The following is a 20,963-nucleotide window of genomic DNA, read 5'->3' as shown; positions in this document are numbered from 1 at the left end:
CGCCGCACCAGCGATTGAAGGAGTAACGCATCAGCGATCCCCGTACCAACGACCGTATCCGGGTTCCCGAGGTCCGCCTCGTCGGACCGGCCGGTGAGCAGGTCGGCGTCGTCAGCATCGACGTCGCACTCAAGCTTGCCCAGGAGGCAGACCTCGATCTGGTTGAGGTGGCCCCGAACAGCAAGCCGCCCGTTGCCAAGATCATGGATTACGGCAAGTTCAAGTACGAAGCTGCGCAGAAGGCCAAGGAAGCCCGTCGCAACCAGGCGAACACGATTCTCAAAGAGGTTCGATTCCGCCTGAAGATCGACGTGCACGACTACGAGACCAAGCGCAAGCGCGCCGAAGGATTCCTGAAGGCGGGCGACAAGGTGAAGGCGATGATCCTGTTCCGTGGCCGTGAGCAGTCACGCCCCGATCAGGGTGTTCGACTCCTCCAGCGCTTCGCCGAAGACGTGTCCGAGTTCGGCACGGTCGAGTCGACCCCCACGATCGACGGCCGCAATATGGTCATGGTCATCGGGCCGCTGAAGAACAAGTCCGAGGCGAAGGCCGAAGCGAATGCCCAGCGGGCCGCATCGAAGTCCCGTCACGCTACGGGCGACGAGGCTCCCGAGGTTTCGTCGCCGGCGACACCCGACACCGTCACGGCAGACGCTGCCGAGACGAAGTAGCACCCCCACATACCGAGCACGTCCCAAGGAGATATCAATGCCCAAGATGAAGACCCATTCCGGGTCGAAGAAGCGTTTCAAGGTCACCGGCACCGGCAAGCTCATGAAGCAGCAGGCCGGAATGCGCCACAACCTCGAGGTCAAGTCGGCCAAGCGCAAGGCTCGCCTGAACCAGGACCAGGTGTTGGCTCCCGCCGACTCGAAGGTCATCAAGAAGCTTCTCGGCCTGTAGTCGCCGACTCCACACGGAATAAGGAATTTAGGAAATGGCAAGAGTAAAGAGGGCCGTCAACGCCCACAAGAAGCGTCGGGTCATCCTCGAGCGCGCCAGCGGCTACCGCGGACAGCGTTCGCGCCTCTACCGCAAGGCCAAAGAGCAGGTCACCCACTCGCTCGTCTACTCGTACCGCGACCGTCGTGCCCGCAAGGGTGACTTCCGTCGCCTGTGGATCCAGCGAATCAACGCCGCATCGCGCTCGAACGGCCTCACGTACAACCGTCTGATCCAAGGCCTGGGCCTTGCGGGCATCGAGGTCGATCGCCGCATCCTGGCAGACCTCGCCGTTCACGAGCCCGCCACCTTCGCGGCGCTCGTCGAGAGTGCTCGTGCCGCCCTCCCCGCCGACACGTCGGCACCGAGGACCGCAGCCTAATAAGCTGTCGGGAGCATCCACGTTCCCTGACCCGAAAGGGGTCGCATGTCCCTCCTGGACAACCCGCGGTCGCCGCGGGTTCGGGCAGTGGCAAAACTCGCCAAGAAAGGAGCCCGGTCTGAGACCGGGCTCTTTCTCTTGGAGGGGCCACAAGCCGTTTCCGAGGCGCTGACCTTCGCGCCCGACCTCGTCGTCGACCTGTTCGCGACGCCGTTCGCCCTCGATCGCTACGCAGATATCGCCGACGCCGCCGAACGGGCCGAAATCGAGGTCGAGTTCGTTACAGAGACGGTGCTTCAGGCCATGGCCGACACGGTCACCCCGCAGGGCTTCGTCGCCGTCTGTCGCCAGTTCCCCACGGCGTTGAAAGACATCTTCGGCTCATCGCCGCGGCTCATCGCCATCCTCGAGGAGGTGCGCGACCCGGGCAACGCGGGAACCATCATCCGCGCCGCAGATTCGGCCGGGGCCGATGCCGTGATCCTCACGGGTCGCAGCGTCGACCTGTACAACCCCAAGGTCGTGCGTTCGACCACCGGCTCCCTGTTCCACCTTCCCGTGGCCGTCGAAGCGAGCCTCGCCGACGTGCGCGCCCGCGCCACGGAAGCGGGCGTCCAGATTCTGGCGGCCGACATCAAGGGCGACGACATGCTGACCGCCCGCAACTCGGGGGTGCTCAACGCCCCGACGGCGTGGCTCTTCGGCAACGAGGCCCGGGGTCTGGCCGACGAAGACCTGGCCCTCGCCGACCACGCCATCTCGGTTCCCATCTACGGCCAGGCTGAGTCGATGAACCTTGCGACCGCCGCCTCGGTATGTCTCTACGAAAGCGCGTTCGCACAGCGCAGCGAGTGAATTCGACGCGCGAGTAGGCGGTCCCGACGCGATCACGGTTGGGTAACCGTCGGCCGTCCGACACACGCAGGTAACATGTTGTCCCCTACGGTGGGGGTCATGGACTCAACCAACACCGATGCCCCTGTCAACGACGCGGTGGCCGGTCCGGCGACGTCGAACATCTCGGTTCGCCGCGGCGAGCCCCTCGTTGTTCTCACCGATGTGAACAAGCACTATGGCGACCTGCACGTGCTCAACAACATCAACACGACCGTTAACCGCGGCGAAGTCGTCGTGGTCATCGGGCCGAGTGGATCGGGAAAATCCACCTTCTGCCGGGCGATCAACAGGCTCGAGACGGTCGACTCGGGAAGCATCACGATCGACGGCAAGGTCTTGCCCGAGGAGGGCAAGGCCCTGGCCGACCTCCGTGCCGACGTGGGCATGGTCTTCCAGTCCTTCAATCTCTTCGCCCACAAGACGATCCTCGAGAACGTCACGCTCGCGCCCATCAAAGTGCGCAAGCTGTCGAAGAAGGCGGCCGAGGCGCGTGGCATGGAGATGCTCGACCGCGTCGGCATCGCGAACCAGGCCAACAAGATGCCAGCCCAGCTCTCGGGCGGACAGCAGCAGCGCGTGGCCATCGCACGGTCTCTCACGATGCAGCCGAAGCTGATCCTCATGGACGAGCCGACGAGTGCGCTCGACCCCGAAATGATCAACGAGGTGCTCGACGTCATGGTCGGACTCGCCAAAGACGGAATGACCATGGTCGTCGTCACTCACGAGATGGGCTTCGCGCGCAAGGCGGCCGACCGGGTGCTGTTCATGGCGTCGGGAAAGATCGAAGAAGAGGCGACACCAGAGACTTTCTTCACGAATCCGCAGACCGAGCGGGCCAAAGACTTCCTGTCGAAGATCCTCGATCACTGAGTTCACAGAACCGGTAAGACGGGCTTCCGTCCCAGATCTCCATCACGGTCCACCAACCCTGGGCCAGTTCCACCGCAGTACCAATCAGCACAGTAGAGAGGCATCCACCCCTATGAAGCGCAAAACCCTATCCCTCGTGGCCCTTGCCGCGGCATCCATGATCGCCCTCGCCGGTTGCGCCGGTTCGAGCGACAGCGCCGACGCGGGCTCCACGCCCGAACCGGCCCCCACCTTCGCGGCGGGCTCGACCATGGAGAAGCTCGCCGAGGCCGGCACGATCACCATCGGCACGAAGTTCGACCAGCCGCTGTTCGGCCTTGTCGGCCCCGACGGATCGCCCGTCGGATTCGACGTCGAGATCGCGAAGATCATTGCGGCGAAGCTCGGAATCTCTGAAGACAAGATCGTCTGGAAAGAATCCGTTTCCGCCAACCGCGAGCCGTTCATCCAGAACGGCGAGGTCGATATCGTCGTCGCGACGTACACGATCAATGACAAGCGCAAAGAGGTAATTTCTTTCGCGGGCCCGTACTACATGGCCGGACAGTCCATCCTCGTGACGGCCGACAACGACGACATCAAATCCGAGGACGACCTCGTGGGCCAGCCGGTTTGCTCCGTGACGGGTTCGACGCCGGCGGCCAAGCTGGCGGAGCTCGGCGCTGAGCCCCTGCTGACTGACACGTACACGAATTGCCTCGAGCCGCTCAAGAGCGGCGCGGTTGTCGCCGTAAGCACAGACAATGTGATTCTCGCGGGCCTTGCCGCCCAGAATGAGGGCCAGTTCAAGGTTGTGGGCAAGCCGTTCACTGAGGAACCCTACGGAATTGGGCTCGCTCTCGACGACACGGAATTCCGCGACTGGATTAACGACGTGCTCGAGGAGTCCTACGAAGACGGTAGCTACGAGAAGGCTTGGGACGACACGGCCGGAACCGTGCTCGAGTTCGTCGAGCCGCCCGCCGTCGACCGCTACTAGGTCTTTTCAGAACCGCTTGACGGGCCTGGATGGCCCAGCTGGACGATCGGCTGAACCATCCAGGCCCGAAGGACGACCTCCACCAACACCAGTACCAAAACACAAGAAATGAGGTGAGCGATTTCGTGGATGCTGTGATCGACAACCTGCCCGCCTACTTCGGCGGGTTCGGGCTGACCCTGTCCCTTTTGCTGATCTCGGGAACCGCGGCGCTCATCATAGGAACGATCGTCGCCGCCATGCGCATCGCTCCGATACCCGCGCTCAACGGATTCGCCGCGTTCTACACCGAGATGCTGCGGAACACGCCACTCACTCTCGTGCTGTTCTTCTGCGCGATCATCCTCCCGTACCTCGGATCAACCCTTCCTTACTTCGTGGCCGCGTGCATCGGCCTCACCCTCTACACGTCGCCTTTCATCGCGGAGGCGCTCCGATCCGGAATCAACGGTGTTCCGGTCGGCCAGGCGGAGGCCGCCCGAAGCCTCGGCATGGGGTTCGGGCAGTCCGTCACGCTGGTGATCTTCCCGCAGGCATTCCGAATGGTGATCCCGCCATTGGTCAATGTGTTCGTGGCATTGAGCAAGAACACCTCCGTGGCCGGCGGATTCTTTGTCGCAGAACTCTTCACGGTGGGCAAGGGTCTCGCCAACGCAAATGGCAACGCCGTGATCGCGGTGCTTCTGGGCGTTGCGTTCTTCTACCTCGTCATCACGATTCCCCTCGGTATCCTTTCGGGACGCCTCGAAAAGAAGTGGGTGGTGGCTCGATGAGTGCATCTGTGCTGTTCGACACTCCTGGCCCGAAGACCCGTCGTCGGTCGCTCATCCTGTCGATAGTCGCTCTCGTGATTATCGCGGCCGGCCTCGCGTGGGTCGTCCTCACTCTTGCCGCACCGCGCCAGTCGTCGGGCCTCACTCTGCCCGGCTTCTTCGATCCGTCACGCTGGGACATCTTCATGGACGCCGATGTCTGGCAGTTCATCGGCAAGGGCGTTCTGGGTACCCTCCAGGCCGCAGCTGTCGCCGCCGTTCTTGCGGTGGCGATCGGAATCGTGTTCGCAACGCTCCGCACGTCGAACTCCGCATGGGTGCGGGTGCCGACTACCGTGGTGCTCGAATTCTTCCGGGGCATGCCCGTTCTGCTCCTGATGCTGTTCATCTTGCTCGCCTCCTCGTCCGGAACATATTGGGCCGTCGTGCTCGGTCTGGGTGTCTACAACGGCGCCATCATCGGAGAGGCGCTTCGAGCCGGACTGGCATCGCTTCCTCGGGGGCAGAAGGAAGCCGGGCTGAGCCTGGGAATGACTCTTCTACAGACGAAAACCTACATCGAGTTCCCTCAGGCGTTCCGTCAGATGCTTCCGGTCATCGTCGCTCAACTCGTCGTGCTTCTCAAGGACACCAGCCTTGGCTATATCGTCGGTTACAACGAGCTCATCAGAACGACGATGAACAATCTCGCCGCTTTCTATGGCAGCAAGTACCTCTTCTCGTTGTTCCTCGTCACGTTGGTGATCTACCTGGCGATCAACCTCTCGCTCAGCGCGTTGGCCCGACGACTTGCCCGCAGGCGCAGCCCGGGTACGCTCCTGCCGAAGGACCAGATCACCCCGACGGCGTCCATCGCAGTGTCGGCAACGCTGAACACCAACCCCGAGAACCGCACGACCGAGTAGCGCCGTCACGGGTCGCTAAACTTGTGACTCGTGTCTGACCCCATAGTGATATCCGACGAATCCGTCGCCGCAGCCGTCGAGGTCGCCCTGGCCGCCATCGCAGCTGCCGACGATTCGACCGCCCTGAAGGCCGCGCGCAGCGCGCACGTGGGGGAGGCGTCGGCCCTGTCGCGCCTGAACGCCACGCTCCGCGACGTGCCCAAAGAAGCCAAGGCCGCGGCCGGCAAGTTGATGGGGCAGGCCCGTGGCCGAGTCGCGCAGGCCCTCTCCGAGCGCGAGACGCAGATCGTGGCGCGAGAAGAAGAGGCCCGACTCGAGAGCGAATTCGTCGACGTGACGGCCCTGCCGACGCGCGCCCGTGTGGGCGCCCGGCATCCGCTTTCTCTTCTGCAGGAAAGCGTCGCCGACATCTTCGTGGGAATGGGATGGGAGGTCGCCGAGGGCCCCGAGCTCGAAAGCGAGTGGTTCAACTTCGACGCCCTCAACTTCGCCCCGGATCACCCCGCCCGCGCCATGCAGGACACCTTCTTCATCGAGCCCGTCGAGTCCCACCTGCTTCTGCGCACGCACACGTCACCGGTGCAGGTTCGATCGCTCCTGTCACGCGAGCTGCCCGTCTACGTCATCGCTCCGGGCCGGGTCTATCGCACCGACGAACTCGACGCCACGCACACGCCCGTCTTCATGCAGGTCGAGGGCATCGCGATCGACACGGGCCTGACGATGGCGCACCTGCGCGGAACCCTGGAGCACTTCGCGCGGGCGATGTTCGGCGAGGAAGCCAAGATCCGCCTTCGCCCCAATTACTTTCCGTTCACCGAGCCGAGCGCCGAGATGGATGTGTGGCAGCCCAACGCCAAGGGCGGAGCGCGGTGGGTCGAGTGGGGCGGATGCGGAATGGTCAACCCGAACGTGCTCCTGTCGGCCGGCATCGATCCCGAAAAGTACCAGGGCTTCGCCTTCGGCATGGGTATCGAGCGCACGCTTCAGTTCCGCAACGACCTCAATGACATGCGCGACATGGTCGAGGGCGATATCCGCTTCAGCCAGCAATTCGGAATGGTGGTCTAACCGATGCGAATCCCACTCGGATGGTTGGCGGAATTCGTCGACGTCACGCCCGGATCCACGGTCGCAGATGTGCACGCGGCCCTCGTCAAGGTCGGCCTCGAAGAAGAGGGGTCGCATGGTTTCGACCTCACCGGCCCCATCGTCGTCGGCGAAGTGCTCGAGTTCGTCGAAGAGCCGCATTCGAACGGCAAGACGATCCGCTGGTGCAGCGTGCGCGTTGCCCCCGAGGGCGAGACGGCACTGGATGGCGGGGCCGCCGTGCGCGGAATCGTCTGCGGTGCCCACAACTTCGTTCCGGGAGACAAGGTCGTCGTGACTCTTCCCGGCGCGGTGCTTCCCGGAAATTTCGCGATCGCCGCCCGCACAACCTACGGGCACGTCTCCGACGGCATGATCGCGTCATCACGAGAGCTGGGCCTGAACGACGAGCACGACGGCATTCTCCGCCTGGCGACCCTCGGACTCGATCCCATCGTCGGCACCGACGCTCTCTCGCTTCTCGGCCTCGACGACCAGGCCGTTGAAGTCAATGTCACACCCGATCGTGGTTACGCATTCTCGATTCGTGGCATCGCGCGCGAATACGCGCACGCCACGGGGGCTGCGTTCCGTGATCCGGCCCTGTCGACGGCCGCGGTCGAGGCCGAGGGCTTCGATGTCACGGTCGACGACGCCGCACCCATTCGCGGACGCATCGGCGCGACTGTCTTCGTCACCCGCCTGGTGCGCGACGTCGATCCGTCGAAGCCGACCCCGCCGTGGATGGCGACCAGGCTGAACCTTGCCGGCATCCGATCGATCTCGCTCATCGTCGACGTCACGAACTACGTGATGCTCGAACTCGGTCAGCCCGTGCACGGCTACGATTTCGACAAGCTGACCGGCGGCATCCGCATTCGCCGCGCCCGCTCGGGCGAGAAGCTCGTCACCCTCGACGGCCAGACGCGTCAGCTCGATGCTGAAGACCTGGTGATCGCCGACACATCGGGCGCGATCGGCCTTGCAGGAGTGATGGGCGGCGCGTCGACCGAGATCAGCGATTCATCGCGCAATGTCCTCGTCGAGGCCGCCAACTTCGATCCGGTGTCGATTGCGCGCTCTGCCCGCAGGCACAAGCTGCCGAGCGAGGCGTCGCGCCGATTCGAGCGGGGCGTCGATCCCGCGGTCGCGTCGGTCGCCGCGGCACGGGTCGTGCAACTGCTCGTCGACCTGGCCGGGGGCACGGCGGATGAGCTGGGCTCGTCGTACTCGCAGCACGACGCCCCGCCGGCCGTCGAGCTGCCCGACCGGTACATCGCGGGCCTCATCGGGGTCGAGTTCTCGCCCGAGGAGATTCGATCGTCGCTCGCCGAAATCGGCGGAGACATCGCGGAAATCGAGGGCGGCCTGGTGGTGACGCCGCCGACGTGGCGGCCCGACATCACGCACAAGTCCGCACTCGCCGAAGAGGTCGCCCGAATCGTGGGCTACGACCGCATCCCGAGTGTGCTGCCCGTCGCGCCCCCCGGGCGCGGGCTCACGAGGGAGCAACTCCTGCGGCGACAGGTCTCGCAGACACTCGCGTCGAGTGGACTGGTCGAGGTTCTGGCCTACCCGTTCCTCTCAGACGCCGCCACCCAGCTGTTCGGTTCGCCGCGGGGCGATACGGTCACGGCGGTTCGCGTGGCCAATCCGCTCGATGCCGAGGCGCCTTACCTCCGCACGACCTTGATTCCGGGACTGCTCGACATCGCACGGCGCAACCTGTCGCGGGGACTGCTCGATCTCGCGCTGTTCGAGACGGGTCTCGTCTTTCTGCCGGAGCCCGGCGTCGACTACGGCCAGACCGAACTCCCGCCTGGCGGTGCCCGTCCCAGCGATGAGGTGCTCGCCGGTCTCGACACGGCTCTGCCCGCGCAGCCGCGGCACGCGGCGCTCGTTTTCGTGGGCAACGCCTGGGAGAAGCAGCCGGGGCTCGACGCACGGCCGATCGGCCTGGCGGACGCCCTCGACTCGGTGCGCCAGCTCGGTATCGCGCTGGGGCTGGACATTCGTGCCCGTCAGGGCTCGCATACGGCCATGCATCCCGGTCGCACGGCGTCGCTCGTCGTCACCACGGCGGAGGGCGACACGATCGTCGGCGTGGCGGGCGAGTTGCTTCCTCGCATTGCTGAAGTGGCTCATCTGCCGCGCGTGGTCGCGGTGGCGGAGCTCGATCTCGACGCACTGATCGAGCTGTCCCCGACCGAGATCGCCGTTCGACCGATCTTCGCGTATCCGGCTGCGACCCAGGATTTGTCTGTCGTCGTCCGGCGAGAGATCCCCGCAGGCGATGTCTCCGACGCGGTATCCCGAGGCGCCGGCGCGCTGCTCGAAGACATCCGCCTCGTCGACGACTACCGGGGAACCGGCGTCGATGACGACACGAAGTCGCTCACGTTCGCACTCCGCTTTCGTGCCCCCGACCGCACGCTCACGGCGAGTGAGGCGTCCGATGCGAAGCTCGCGGGCCTCGCGCTGGCCGCAACCGAGTTCGGGGCCACCCTCCGCGAGTGAAATCACGTTCCCCGGGCTCTTCCTACGCGGTCGCGACGGATGAGCCCGGGGACGCGTAGATTTCGGCGGAGCGGCGTGCTACTTCTTGCCGCCGCCCAGCAGGCCACCGAGGATATCGCCGATGCCCCCGCCCGCGCCGGGTCCGCCGGAACCGCCGCCCAGGAGGCCACCGAGCAGGCCGCCGAGACCGCCCGAGGCCGTCGAGTGCGAACCACCGGATCCGCCTCCGAGGAGTCCGCCGAGCACATCGCCGATTCCTCCGCCGGAGGAGTTCCTGGATTCGGCGGAGTCTGCGCTCTCGGGCTTGGGGAAGAACTTCGACGCGAGCCACGCCAGAACGATCGGGGCGACGATCGGCAGAATCTTCTGGATGACGGACTGGGTGGTCGACGTCTCGGTCGACGCCAGCCGCGACACGACCTGGTCTCTGTTGCCGCCGAAGATGTTCGAGACGATCTTCTCGCCGTCATGCGTATCGACATCGTCGACGTTCACTCCGCCCTCGAGCAGAGACGTGCGGGAATGCTTCTGCAGTGCTTTTTCGAGCGACTTCTCGCCCTGGGGGCTCGCGCTGTTCGCGGCGAGCCCCGAAATCAGAGCGGGAAGCGCCTCGTCGACGGCATCCTTCGCCTCGGCCTCGCTGACGCCGAGCTTTTTCGCGATCTCGCCGATGGGAAGCTGCCTGGCCAGTTCGTCGAGTCCGTCCATGATGGAACCTTCTTTCAATTCACGCGGGCGCGTCGCGCCCGGGTCGTGCCTCCACAGTAGCGACGCGGCACCGTGCGGCGGCGGTGGATCGGGGTGGCCCGGCCGAAGCGACTACATTTAAGGCATGACTTTTTCCGTGGCTGTTGCCGGCGCGAGCGGATACGCGGGCGGCGAGGTGCTCCGACTGCTCGCCGACCATCCCGACTTCGAGGTGACGACCGTCACGGCGCACGCCAACGCGGGTCAGCGTCTGGTCGAGGTGCATCCGCATCTGCGCTCGCTCGCCCACCTCGAGCTGGTCGATACGACGGCCGAGAACCTGGCCGGCCACGACGTCGTCTTTCTCGGGCTTCCGCACGGCAAATCGGGCGAGCTGACCGCGCAGCTCGACGAATCGACGCTGGTCGTCGATTGCGGCGCAGACCACCGCCTCGTCGACGAACAAGACTGGGCCGACTTCTACGGCGGCGAGTTCTACGGATCCTGGCCCTACGGGCTGCCCGAACTCATGCGGCACGACGGCTCTCGGCAGCGTACCGCGCTCGAGGGAGTGAAACGGATCGCCGTTCCCGGTTGCAACGTCACGGCGATCTCGCTGGGGCTTGCGCCCGGACTCGCGGCGCACGTCATCGAGGGCGATGACATCGTCGCCGTGCTCGCCGTCGGCCCGTCGGGCGCGGGCAAGGCGCTGCGCACCGACCTGCTGGCATCCGAGATCCTCGGTTCGGCCAGTGTGTACGGTGTCGGCGGACGGCATCGTCACGTACCGGAGATCATCCAGAACCTGACCGGCGCATCCGGCGGACGCACGTCTGTGTCGTTCACCCCCATGCTCGTTCCCATGTCCCGCGGCATCCTGGCCACATCGACCGCGCGGCTGGCCCCGGGTGCAACGGCGTCGGATGTGCGCAGCGCCTGGGAGCTCGCCTACGCCGACGAACCGTTCGTGCATCTCCTTCCGGAGGGCCGATTTCCGCGCACCAGCGATGTCGTGGGCGCGAATGTGGCGCTCATCGGACTCGCCGTCGACGAGGCGGCCGGACGAGTCGTCACGGTGACCGCCCTCGACAATCTCGTGAAGGGCACGGCCGGCGCGGCCATCCAATCGGCAAATATCGCGCTTGGACTCGGCGAGACGACCGGCCTGCCGGTCAACGGAGTCGCCCCGTGAGTGTCACGGCAGCCCAGGGCTTCGTTGCCGCCGGCGTCGCTGCAGGCCTCAAAGGCTCGGGTGCGCTCGACCTCGCCCTCGTGCAGAACCTCGGACCCCGCACGTCTGCGGCGGCGGTGTTCACCAGCAATCGATGCACGGCGAACCCCATCATCTGGTCGCGCCAGGCCATCCTCGATGGCACGGTGGAGGCGATCGTCCTCAACTCCGGCGGCGCCAACTGCTACACCGGCGCGTTCGGCTTTCAGACGACCCACCAGACGGCGGAACAGGTCGCGGAGCGCTTGGGAGTGTCGGCCGGCGATGTGCTGGTCTGCTCCACGGGCCTGATCGGCACGGGTGATCAGAGCTTCCGCGATCGCCTGCTGGCGGGAGTAGACGCGGCCTCGCCGGCATTGACGGTCGACGGCGGGCCCGACGCGGCTCGCGCCATCATGACGACGGACTCGCATCCGAAGGAGGCCATCAGAACGTCTGCGTCGGGGTGGGTCATCGGAGGAATGGCCAAGGGCGCCGGCATGCTCGCGCCCGGATTGGCCACGATGCTCGTCGTCATTACGACGGATGCAGATCTGTCGAGTTCTGAACTCGACGCCGCCCTTCGCGCCGCGACCCGGGTCACGTTCGACCGGCTCGACTCAGACGGCTGCATGTCGACGAACGACCAGGTCACACTCCTGGCATCCGGCGCATCCGGAGTAGTGCCCGACGGCGCGGAATTCGCGGCGGCCCTGGAGGCGATCTGCGCCGATCTCGCCGAGCAGCTGCAGGGCGACGCCGAAGGCGCGAGCCACGACATCACCATCGAGACGATCCGGGCGGCGTCGGAGGATGACGCCGTCGACGTGGGCCGGGCCGTTTCGCGCAGCAACCTGTTCAAGGCTGCCGTCTTCGGCAACGACCCCAACTGGGGACGTGTGCTCGCCGCGGTCGGAACCACGCAGGCGCAGTTCGACCCGTTCGACATCGATGTGACGATCAACGGCGTGCGCGTGTGCTCGGCAGGCCAACCCGATCAGCCCAGCGACGCCGTCGACCTCACTCCCCGGGCCGTGCACGTGCTCATCGACCTCAAGGTCGGCGCATCGAGCGCGACCATCCTCACAAACGACCTCACTCACGACTACGTCCACGAGAACAGCGCATACGCCACCTGATGACTGATACTCCGAACTCGTTGCCCTCCGCCTCTGCCAAGGTCGCGACCCTGATCGAGTCCCTTCCCTGGCTCAAGAGATTCCACAACCAGATCATGGTCATCAAATTCGGTGGCAACGCGATGGTCGACGAGGCCCTGCAGAAGTCGTTCGCCGAAGACATCGTGTTTCTGCGCTACGCGGGCATCCGTCCTGTGGTCGTGCATGGCGGGGGCCCGCAGATCTCCGCGATGCTCGATCGTCTCGGCATCCGGAGCGAGTTCCGTGGAGGCTACCGTGTGACCAGCCCTGAGGCGATGGACGTGGTTCGCATGGTGCTCGCCGGGCAGATCAGCCGCGAGATCGTGGGGCACATCAACGAGCATGGTCCGCTGGCCGTGGCATTCTCGGGTGATGACGCCGGACTCTTCGCAGGCCGAAAACGCCTGATCGAGGTCGATGGCGAGCCCGTCGACATCGGCCAGGTCGGCGACATCGTGAGCGTCAACCCGGATGCCATCCGGCAGCGCCTCGACGCGGGTTATATTCCCGTCGTCTCCTCGATCGCGCCAGATTCCGACCATCCGGGCCAGTCGCTTAACGTGAACGCCGACGCCGCCGCGGCCGCCCTCGCCGTCGCGTTGCGAGCTGTGAAGCTGGTCATCCTCACTGATGTGGCGGGGCTGTACAGCGACTGGCCGAATCGGGACTCGCTGGTGAGCAGCATCGACGCCGAGTCACTTCGATCGCTTCTGCCCGGCCTCGAATCGGGCATGATCCCGAAGATGGCCGCCTGCCTCGAGGCCGTCGATGGCGGGGTTGCGAAGGCCGCGATCATCGACGGACGCACGCCTCATTCGATCTTGCTCGAGGTCTTCACGCAGAGCGGCATCGGCACCGAAGTCAGCCGGGAGGCACTGTGAGCACCGAGGCGGAATGGTCGGGTCGGTTCGGCGAGTCCTTGATGAAGTCGATGGGCACGCCTCAAGCACTGCTGACCCGGGGCGAGGGCTGCTACGTCTGGGACGCGTCCGGCAAGCAGTATCTCGACTTCCTCGCAGGCATCGCCGTGAACTCGCTGGGCCACGCGCATCCGGTCTTCGTCGACGCAGTCTCGCGCCAGGCGGCGGCACTGGCGCATGTGTCGAACTACTTCACGACGACACCCCAGCTCGAACTCGCCGAGCGCCTGAAGCGAATCACGGGCGCGGGTCCCGAGGGTCGGGTGTACTTCGGCAACTCGGGGGCCGAGGCCAACGAGGCGGCGTTCAAGCTCGCCCGGCTCAACCGTGCCGGAGGCGATCGTCACCGGATGCTGGCGCTGCACGATTCGTTCCACGGACGCACGATGGGCGCGCTCGCGCTGACGGGCAAGCCGAGCCTCCGCGACGCTTTCGAACCGATGCCGCCAGGCGTCGAGCACATCGATTCGACGATCGAGGCGCTCGAGCGGTCGATCGACAGCTCCGTCGCTGCGCTCATCCTCGAGCCGATCAAGGGGGAGGCCGGCGTTCTCGACCTGCCAGACGGATTCCTCGTTCGCGCACGCGAGCTCACGGAGGAGCACGGTGTGCTGCTCATCCTCGACGAGATCCAGACGGGGGCGGGCCGCACCGGCTCGTGGTTCGCATACGAACAGTTCGGAATTCGTCCCGACGCCGTGACGATGGCCAAGGGCATGGGCGGCGGGTTCCCCATCGGCGCCCTGGTTACGTTCGGCTGGGCATCCGAACTGTTTCAGCGCGGCATGCACGGTTCGACCTTCGGGGGAAATCCACTCGCGACGGCGACGGCCAACGCCGTTCTCGCCGAGATCGAGACGGCCGGTCTCGTGCAGAATGCTGCCGTTCGCGGAGCGCAGATCACGCAGATCATCCGCGACCTCGATTCGCCCCACGTCGCCGACGTGCGCGGCCGCGGTCTCCTGATCGGGGTCGGCTTGGCGAATCCGAACGCAGCGGCGATTGCCGCGGCCGCGCTCGACTCGGGACTCATCGTGAATGCCGCCAACGACTCGAGCATTCGCATCGCGCCGCCGCTTATCGTGGGCGACGACGAACTCCGCGTCTTCGGCGAGAGGTTCGGGGCCGCCCTCGGCGCGGTGCCGGTCGTCTGAGTCCTGCCGCCGCGCCCGCTAGTCTTTTCCTTTCCGACTCTGACCGAAAGCTCACCCGTGACCAGACATTTCCTGCGCGATGACGACCTCTCATCTGCCGAGCAGGCTGAGATCCTCGACCTGGCACTGGAGCTCAAGCGAGACCGATTCCAGACGCAGCCGCTGGCGGGCCCGCAGACCGTGGCGGTGATCTTCGACAAGTCGTCCACGCGCACGCGCGTCTCGTTCGCCGTGGGAATCGCCGACCTGGGGGGCAGCCCGCTCATCATCAGCATGGCGTCGAGCCAGCTGGGGGGCAAGGAGACCGCGTCAGACACCGCACGCGTGCTCGAGCGCCAGGTGGCGGCCATCGTGTGGCGAACTCACGCGCAAACCGGGCTCGAAGAGATGGCGAGAGGAACCGCCGTTCCCGTGGTGAACGCGCTTTCCGACGAATTCCACCCGTGCCAACTGCTTGCCGACCTCATGACCATCCGCGAGCACCGCGGCTCGCTTGCCGGCCAGACTGTTGCATTCCTCGGCGATGGCGCCAGCAACATGGCCCAGTCCTACCTGTTGGCCTGCGCGACGGCGGGCATGCACGTGCATATCGGCGCCCCTGCAGAGTTCGCACCGGATGCGGCGGTGGTCGCCGACGCGACGGCCCGGGCGACCGAGACCGGCGGCTCCGTGGCCGTGCACGTCGACCCGGCCGAAGCGGTTCGCGGTGCAGACATCGTTGTGACCGACACCTGGGTGTCGATGGGCAAAGAAGACGAGAAGGCCGCGCGAGTCGCCACCTTCGGAAAGTACCAGGTCGATCAGGCGCTCCTCGACCAGGCGAAGAGCAACGCCCTGTTCCTGCACTGCCTTCCTGCCGACCGTGGATACGAGGTCAGCGCCGATGTCATCGACGGCCCCCAGAGCGTCGTCTGGGACGAGGCCGAGAATCGGCTTCACGCGCAGAAGGCGCTTTTGGTCTGGCTTCTCCGCCAGCAGTCGGCTGCCATTGCGGGAGAGTGAAGACCCATGACTGATCGCGATGTGTCCAACCGTGCCGGCGAGGCCGGCGCTCTCTGGGGCGGCCGTTTCGCTGGCGGCCCCGCGCCCGAGCTCGTCGAACTGAGCCGGTCCACCCATTTCGATTGGCAGCTCGCCGCGTATGACATCGCAGGATCCCGGGCCCACGCACGGGCCTTGGCTACGGCCGGGTACCTGACCGCCGACGAACTGACGGGCATGGTGGCGGCCCTCGATGCTCTCGAGACCGATGTGGCGGATGGCACGTTCCGTCCTGAGGCGTCTGACGAAGACGTGCATTCGGCGCTGGAACGAGGACTTATCGACCGCGCGGGCGTCGAGCTCGGCGGCAAGCTCCGCGCGGGTCGCAGCCGCAACGACCAGATCGCCACGCTCGTGCGCATGCTCCTTCGAGATCACGCCGCGCGCATCCGGCATCTCGTCACCGACTTGATCGACGCCATCGCCGCCCAGGCGGACAGGCATTTCGGCGCCATTCTTCCCGGGCGCACACACTTGCAGCACGCGCAACCGGTGCTCCTGTCGCATCACCTTCTCGCCCACTGCTGGCCCCTTCTTCGCGACCTCGAGCGATTGGTCGACTGGGATCGCCGAGCGAACTGGTCGCCGTACGGCTCGGGGGCGCTGGCAGGGAACACCCTTGGCCTCGATGCTCAGGCCGTGGCCCTCGAGCTCGGCTTCGATCAGAGTTCCTGGAACTCCATCGACGGAACGGCGAGTCGCGATGTCGTCGCGGAGTTCGCGTTCATCACCGCCCAGATAGGCATCGACCTCTCACGTTTCGCAGAAGAGATCATCTTCTGGAACACCAAGGAATTCGGCTTCGTCACACTGTCGGACTCGTACTCCACGGGCTCGTCGATCATGCCCCAGAAGAAGAATCCCGACATTGCCGAATTGGCCCGGGGAAAATCCGGACGACTCATCGGCAACCTCACGGGGCTGCTGACCACGCTCAAGGGGCTGCCGCTCGCGTACAACCGCGATCTGCAGGAAGACAAGGAACCGGTCTTCGACTCCATCACCACGCTCGAGGTACTGCTGCCGGCGTTCACCGGCATGGTCGCCACGATGACGTTCCACATCGACCGGATGGCGGAATTGGCGCCCCAGGGCTTCTCGTTGGCCACCGACGTCGCGGAGTGGCTGGTCAAGCAGCACGTTTCCTTCCGCGACGCTCACGAGATCACGGGGGCGCTCGTTCGTTTCGCCGAAGAAAACGATCTCGAACTCGACGAACTCAGTGACGAGCAGTACGCATCGCTGTCACCGCATCTCGTGCCGGAGGTGCGGTCGGTACTTACGATCGAAGGCTCCGTCTCGAGCCGCGACGGTCGCGGTGGAACCGCACCCGACCGGGTCAGAGAACAGCTCGCCGCGCTCACCGAAAGCGTCCGCGCTCTCCAGTCGTCCGCCGCGAAAGAGATCGGAAGCCTGTGACCCTGCGCAACGAGAACAACAAGAAAAGGCGCGACCGGGCACCGATGTCGAAGCGTGCGACGTGGATCGTCGTGGCTGTCGCCGCAGCGGTTCTCGTCTTCGTGGTGATCGTGTCCGCGGTGTCGGGCAAGGGCATGTTCTAGTCCGATGTTCACTCAGGCGTCGAACAGCTCGGGTTTCTTCGACAGAACGAGCGTCGAGGTTGCACCCGAGCTGCTCGGGGCACGGCTGACCCGACGTTCGGACGAGGGCGACATCACGGTGCGCATCACGGAGGTGGAGGCATACCTCGGCGTGGGTGAAGACCCGGGATCACACAGCTTTCGCGGCAGAACCGCACGCAACGCGGTGATGTTCGGCCCTGCGCTTCATCTCTACACCTACTTCACGTATGGCATGCACGTGTGTGCGAACATCGTCTGCTCTCCCGAGGGCCAGGCGTCGGGGGTGCTGCTGCGGGCCGGCGAAATAGTCGCCGGAGTGGATCAGGCTCGGGCGAATAGGGGAGAGCGGATCGCCTTTCGCGACCTCGCTCGTGGCCCGGCACGACTGACCAAGGCGATGGGCATTCCGCTGTCTGACGGCGGCGCGAACTTGGCGGGCGCCGATTATTCGCTCGAACTGTGCGACGACGCTGCCGATGTCGGTACGAGCGTGCGCACCGGCGTCAGTGGACCGGGCGGGCTTGACGCATACCCCTGGAGGTTCTACATCCTGAACGATCCGACGGTGTCGCCCTACCGGGCGAGTGTGCCGCGCAAGCGCGCCTGACCGAGCGAATTCTGAGCCGTCATCGGTCGACCCGTGTCACCGAAGCACGAGTGCGCAGGCAGAAGCCCAGACGAAGCTCGCGAGCGTGCCGATGATGAATCGCTCTTTGGCCTCGGACGCCGCGAGCTCGCTGAAGCGGCCGACGCCCTTGATGGCGATCACCACCGCGACGGCTTCGGGGAAACCGGCGACGATGGCTCCCGCGATGGCGACACGTTCGAGGATTCCGATCGTGGTTCCGCCTCGGAGCACTTCGACCGCGGGTGACCCCATGGCCGGTTCGGCTGGATGCGTCGACAGCGGAGCGGGGGAGATGCGTGGTCTCTCAGACGGACGACGTCGGAAGAGGCCGCGCCGTGGCGTCGTCTCACGCGGAGGGGGGTCGGCCGCCTGCTGGTTCTCGGTGATGAGGATGCCGCCGTGTGCCCCTGCCCTGCTGGTGCCCCGAGCCGCGAGGCGCAGTGCCAGCACTGCGAACGGACCTCCGCCGATCGTTGCCAGCGCAAGAGCGAGGGCTGTCATGAGCACCCGGGCAAGCGGAGTCTCGGCATCTGCGCCGTGTGGATCGAACCCGGAGTAGGCGAGCGCCGCGATGAGGCTGCCGAATGCGAGGACGGTCATGGCGGACAGAACGGCGCTACCGGATCGTCTTGTGAGTGATGCGCCCGGGCGCCTGCCGTGAGCTCGGATGTCGAGAGTCAGTGCGACCGCGCTCGTCGCCAGGCCCGTGCCGAGAAGAACGAGGATTGTGGGGCTCACGGTGTTGCGTGTCCTTTCGTCGAGAGTTCGCTCGGTGATGCCAGCCGCGAGAGCATGCGACCGAGGGGAGCGTGGGCCTCGAGGTCGAGTCTGACCTGGGCCACCGACATCCGGTCGCTCACGGCCTGGGGCGTGATGCCCAAGGATTCGGCGGCCTCTCGTTGCGTTCGCTTCGCTGCAAGCAGGTCGTAGACCTGCCATCCTTGCTCGGTTCGGCGGTCTCGCACGGCGAGCAGAAGAAGCATCAGGGCTTCGAAGTCTGTCGTATCGACCGTGTTCGATGTGTGGCCGTGACGCACCGCGAATCGCTGAGGCGATCTTTTGGCCGATTCCACGGCGGCCCGGGCGGCGATGAAGGCAGGCCCCCTTGCCTCGCGTGTCGCGTGGGCAAGGGGGCGTTCGACGTCGCCGGTGCCGAGTCCGACGCTCCAGGTGCCCGTGCGTGTGAGCTCGAGGATCATGGAGACGGCGGTGTCGGAGTCCAGGATGAGGGCCTGCAACTCGTCTCCGGCGTTGCGGTCGACGGGAAGTGCGAGCCCTGCCCCGAATGCGCGGTCGAGATGACCGATCGTGTGCGACACAAGATCTCTGGTGTGTCGGCTGTCGACTTGGTCTGCCGTGATCACGAACATGAGAGCCTCTCCGGTCAAGGCCTAAGCCTTGATCTGTGATGGATCAAGCCTACAGACCTGACGCGGCCCGAATCAAGGCCTCAGCCCTGTTATACGACATCCGGTCGGCCATGAACTGCGCTGATACTGTGGTTCAGGTGTCGACGACCCCGAATGAACTTCTTTCCAGCCAGCACAACGATTCGACGTTCGACGACGTCTGGGACGAGATCGACTGGCGCGGCCTCGTGCATGTGTCCACGGATCGTGACGCATTGAAGAAGTTGCTCGCCGGTTCACCCATCACGTACTACTGCGGCTTCGACCCGACCGCGCCGAGCCTTCATCTCGGCAACCTGGTGCAGATCCTTCTGCTGCGTCGACTGCAGCTGGCAGGACATAGGCCCCTCGGTCTCGTCGGGGGCTCCACCGGGCTCATCGGTGATCCACGACCTACGGCAGAGCGCACGCTCAACACCAAGGACACTGTTGCCGAGTGGGTCGAGTACCTCCGCGGCCAGATCGAGCGGTTCCTCAGTTTCGACGGAGACAACGCGGCACGCATGGTCAACAACCTCGAGTGGACGCAGCCGCTCTCCGCGATCGACTTCCTCCGAGACGTGGGCAAGCACTACCGCGTCGGAACCATGCTCAAGAAAGACGCCGTGAGCGCGCGGCTCAACTCGGACGCCGGCATCAGCTACACAGAATTCAGCTACCAGATTCTGCAGGGGATGGACTTCCTCGAGCTGTACCGGAGCTTCGACTGCGTGCTCCAGACCGGCGGCAGCGATCAATGGGGCAACCTGACGAGCGGCACCGACCTCATCCATCGTGCCGAGCAGGGCAGCGCTCACGCGATCGGCACGCCTCTCATCACGAATTCCGATGGCACGAAATTCGGCAAGAGCGAGGGCAATGCCGTGTGGCTCGATCCCTCGCTGACCAGCCCGTACGCGTTCTACCAGTTCTGGCTCAACACACTTGATGCCGATGTCATAGCGCGGCTCAAGATCTTCACCTTCCTGCCGCGCGAAGAGATCGAACGGATCGCGGTCCTCGTCGACGAGGAGCCGTTCCGCCGCGAGGCGCAGAAGACCTTGGCTTACGAGGTGACCGCGCTGGTGCACGGCGTCACCGCAACGGAGTCGGCGATCGCCGCGGCCCACGCGTTGTTCGGGCAGGGAGACCTGGCCGATCTCGACACGCCCACTCTGATCTCGGCTCTCCGCGAGCTTCCCCGCACAACGTGCATGCCGGATGCGCCCATCACCCAGCTGCTCGTCGATACGGGTTTGACCAAAAGCGTGAGCGAAGCGCGCCGAGCGATCGCCCAGGGCGGGGTCTACGTCAACAACTCTGCAATCTCCGATGAGTCGGCAACGATCGACGGGCTGCTCCTGGGCGGTGGAGTGGCAGTGCTTCGACGGGGCAAGAAGACCCTCGCGGGAGTCTTCGTGGAGTGAACTTTCGCGGGACTGCGGGGCGACACGCCCGGGTTGCATCTTGGTTTTGACGGTCGCGCCATCTGCCCGTAATGTCTTCTCTTGTCGCCCCACAGGTGCGGATAGCCGAAGTGCTTCCGGCCTCAAGCGGGACCATCTCGTAGGTTCAGATCAGGGTCTATAAACGACTTTGTGTCTCCTTCTGGGATGTAAACCTCCTCCCTTTCGAACGTTGTTTTGTTCGATTCGTTGCGCCGGATTCTTGTTTGGTCGCTCGGGTCGCGCGATTTGACAGGTGTTTCGTTTGGGTCTAGGTTTGAGAAGTTGCCCCGTGTTGAGGCTGCGCCGGTTGGTGTGGTGGATGTTCGGGTGCGTCCGATCTTTGAGAACTCAACAGCGTGCACTAAGTCAAATGCCAAAAACCCC

23 protein-coding genes are annotated in these 20,963 nt (G+C 65.2%); 19 read left to right on the top strand and 4 right to left on the bottom strand.

Annotated elements, in window-relative coordinates; genetic code table 11:
* The first annotated feature begins 29 nt into the window (after positions 1-29).
* From infC to pheT, 10 genes are all read left to right on the top strand, one after another.
* Positions 30-674 (top strand): translation initiation factor IF-3, encoded by a 645-nt coding sequence (gene infC, locus ACE5CZ_RS12615; protein ID WP_374947733.1) that lies wholly within the window; start codon positions 30-32, stop codon positions 672-674.
* A gap of 37 nt (positions 675-711) precedes the next feature.
* On the top strand, positions 712-906 hold the full coding sequence (gene rpmI, locus ACE5CZ_RS12610) for a 50S ribosomal protein L35 (RefSeq protein ID WP_044443028.1): 195 nt from the start codon (positions 712-714) through the stop codon (positions 904-906).
* Between the two features lie 34 nt (positions 907-940).
* Complete coding sequence (rplT, locus tag ACE5CZ_RS12605; protein ID WP_374947677.1) at positions 941-1,327, top strand: 50S ribosomal protein L20; 387 nt, start codon at positions 941-943, stop codon at positions 1,325-1,327.
* 45 nt (positions 1,328-1,372) lie between these two features.
* Positions 1,373-2,182, top strand: coding sequence for a TrmH family RNA methyltransferase (locus ACE5CZ_RS12600; RefSeq protein WP_374947676.1), 810 nt, complete (start codon positions 1,373-1,375; stop codon positions 2,180-2,182).
* A gap of 99 nt (positions 2,183-2,281) precedes the next feature.
* Positions 2,282-3,097, top strand: coding sequence for an amino acid ABC transporter ATP-binding protein (locus ACE5CZ_RS12595; protein ID WP_374947675.1), 816 nt, complete (start codon positions 2,282-2,284; stop codon positions 3,095-3,097).
* Positions 3,098-3,209: 112 nt separating this feature from the next.
* Positions 3,210-4,076 (top strand): transporter substrate-binding domain-containing protein, encoded by an 867-nt coding sequence (locus ACE5CZ_RS12590; RefSeq protein ID WP_374947674.1) that lies wholly within the window; start codon positions 3,210-3,212, stop codon positions 4,074-4,076.
* Between the two features lie 125 nt (positions 4,077-4,201).
* Positions 4,202-4,849: an amino acid ABC transporter permease gene (locus tag ACE5CZ_RS12585; RefSeq protein ID WP_374947732.1), complete on the top strand. Its 648-nt coding sequence runs from the start codon at positions 4,202-4,204 to the stop codon at positions 4,847-4,849.
* Positions 4,846-5,754 (top strand): amino acid ABC transporter permease, encoded by a 909-nt coding sequence (locus tag ACE5CZ_RS12580; protein WP_374947673.1) that lies wholly within the window; start codon positions 4,846-4,848, stop codon positions 5,752-5,754. The genes ACE5CZ_RS12585 and ACE5CZ_RS12580 overlap by 4 nt, the downstream gene beginning before the upstream one ends.
* A 30-nt stretch (positions 5,755-5,784) precedes the next feature.
* Positions 5,785-6,825, top strand: coding sequence for a phenylalanine--tRNA ligase subunit alpha (pheS, locus tag ACE5CZ_RS12575; protein ID WP_374947672.1), 1,041 nt, complete (start codon positions 5,785-5,787; stop codon positions 6,823-6,825).
* 3 nt (positions 6,826-6,828) lie between these two features.
* On the top strand, positions 6,829-9,360 hold the full coding sequence (gene pheT, locus ACE5CZ_RS12570; RefSeq protein ID WP_374947671.1) for a phenylalanine--tRNA ligase subunit beta: 2,532 nt from the start codon (positions 6,829-6,831) through the stop codon (positions 9,358-9,360).
* 78 nt (positions 9,361-9,438) lie between these two features.
* On the opposite strand, the gene ACE5CZ_RS12565 is transcribed toward pheT, so the two are convergent.
* Complete coding sequence (locus ACE5CZ_RS12565) at positions 9,439-10,068, bottom strand: DUF937 domain-containing protein (RefSeq protein WP_374947670.1); 630 nt, start codon at positions 10,066-10,068, stop codon at positions 9,439-9,441.
* Between the two features lie 124 nt (positions 10,069-10,192).
* On the opposite strand from ACE5CZ_RS12565, the gene argC reads away from it, so the two are divergent.
* From argC to ACE5CZ_RS12525, 8 genes are read left to right on the top strand one after another with little or no spacing between them, the layout of a single operon-like run.
* The gene (gene argC, locus ACE5CZ_RS12560) at positions 10,193-11,239 is read left to right on the top strand and encodes an N-acetyl-gamma-glutamyl-phosphate reductase (RefSeq protein ID WP_374947669.1); all 1,047 of its coding nucleotides are present in this window, start codon (positions 10,193-10,195) and stop codon (positions 11,237-11,239) included.
* Positions 11,236-12,396, top strand: a complete 1,161-nt coding sequence (gene argJ, locus ACE5CZ_RS12555; protein WP_374947668.1) for a bifunctional glutamate N-acetyltransferase/amino-acid acetyltransferase ArgJ — start codon at positions 11,236-11,238, stop codon at positions 12,394-12,396. Before argC ends, argJ begins: the two co-directional genes overlap by 4 nt.
* On the top strand, positions 12,396-13,298 hold the full coding sequence (gene argB / locus ACE5CZ_RS12550) for an acetylglutamate kinase (RefSeq protein WP_374947667.1): 903 nt from the start codon (positions 12,396-12,398) through the stop codon (positions 13,296-13,298). Before argJ ends, argB begins: the two co-directional genes overlap by 1 nt.
* Complete coding sequence (locus ACE5CZ_RS12545) at positions 13,295-14,491, top strand: acetylornithine transaminase (RefSeq protein ID WP_374947666.1); 1,197 nt, start codon at positions 13,295-13,297, stop codon at positions 14,489-14,491. Before argB ends, ACE5CZ_RS12545 begins: the two co-directional genes overlap by 4 nt.
* A 57-nt stretch (positions 14,492-14,548) precedes the next feature.
* Entirely contained in the window at positions 14,549-15,493 is a 945-nt protein-coding gene (gene argF, locus ACE5CZ_RS12540) for an ornithine carbamoyltransferase (protein WP_374947665.1), read from the top strand.
* A 6-nt stretch (positions 15,494-15,499) separates the two neighbouring features.
* On the top strand, positions 15,500-16,951 hold the full coding sequence (gene argH, locus ACE5CZ_RS12535) for an argininosuccinate lyase (RefSeq protein WP_374947664.1): 1,452 nt from the start codon (positions 15,500-15,502) through the stop codon (positions 16,949-16,951).
* A complete protein-coding gene (locus tag ACE5CZ_RS12530) occupies positions 16,948-17,094 on the top strand; it encodes a hypothetical protein (protein ID WP_374947663.1) in 147 nt (48 codons plus the stop codon). The genes argH and ACE5CZ_RS12530 overlap by 4 nt, the downstream gene beginning before the upstream one ends.
* Before the next feature lie 4 nt (positions 17,095-17,098).
* Positions 17,099-17,722 carry a DNA-3-methyladenine glycosylase gene (locus tag ACE5CZ_RS12525; RefSeq protein ID WP_374947662.1) on the top strand — a complete coding sequence of 208 codons (624 nt, stop codon included), beginning with the start codon at positions 17,099-17,101 and terminating at the stop codon, positions 17,720-17,722.
* Between the two features lie 36 nt (positions 17,723-17,758).
* Here the strand turns inward: ACE5CZ_RS12525 and ACE5CZ_RS12520 are convergent, their stop codons facing one another.
* The gene (locus ACE5CZ_RS12520) at positions 17,759-18,481 is read right to left on the bottom strand and encodes a hypothetical protein (protein WP_374947661.1); all 723 of its coding nucleotides are present in this window, start codon (positions 18,479-18,481) and stop codon (positions 17,759-17,761) included.
* Complete coding sequence (locus ACE5CZ_RS12515) at positions 18,478-19,131, bottom strand: DNA-binding protein (protein ID WP_374947660.1); 654 nt, start codon at positions 19,129-19,131, stop codon at positions 18,478-18,480. The genes ACE5CZ_RS12520 and ACE5CZ_RS12515 overlap by 4 nt, the downstream gene beginning before the upstream one ends.
* Before the next feature lie 92 nt (positions 19,132-19,223).
* Here ACE5CZ_RS12515 and tyrS point away from each other — a divergent pair, with 92 nt between their 5' ends.
* Positions 19,224-20,558, top strand: a complete 1,335-nt coding sequence (gene tyrS / locus ACE5CZ_RS12510) for a tyrosine--tRNA ligase (RefSeq protein ID WP_374947659.1) — start codon at positions 19,224-19,226, stop codon at positions 20,556-20,558.
* A gap of 122 nt (positions 20,559-20,680) precedes the next feature.
* Here the strand turns inward: tyrS and ACE5CZ_RS12505 are convergent.
* A partial coding sequence (locus ACE5CZ_RS12505; protein ID WP_374947658.1) for a hypothetical protein occupies positions 20,681-20,963 on the bottom strand: 283 nt, incomplete at its 5' end.

It is taken from the genome of Agreia sp. (assembly GCF_964263775.1).
Taxonomy (GTDB): domain Bacteria; phylum Actinomycetota; class Actinomycetes; order Actinomycetales; family Microbacteriaceae; genus Agreia.
This window is presented reverse-complemented; position numbering and strand designations above follow the sequence as displayed.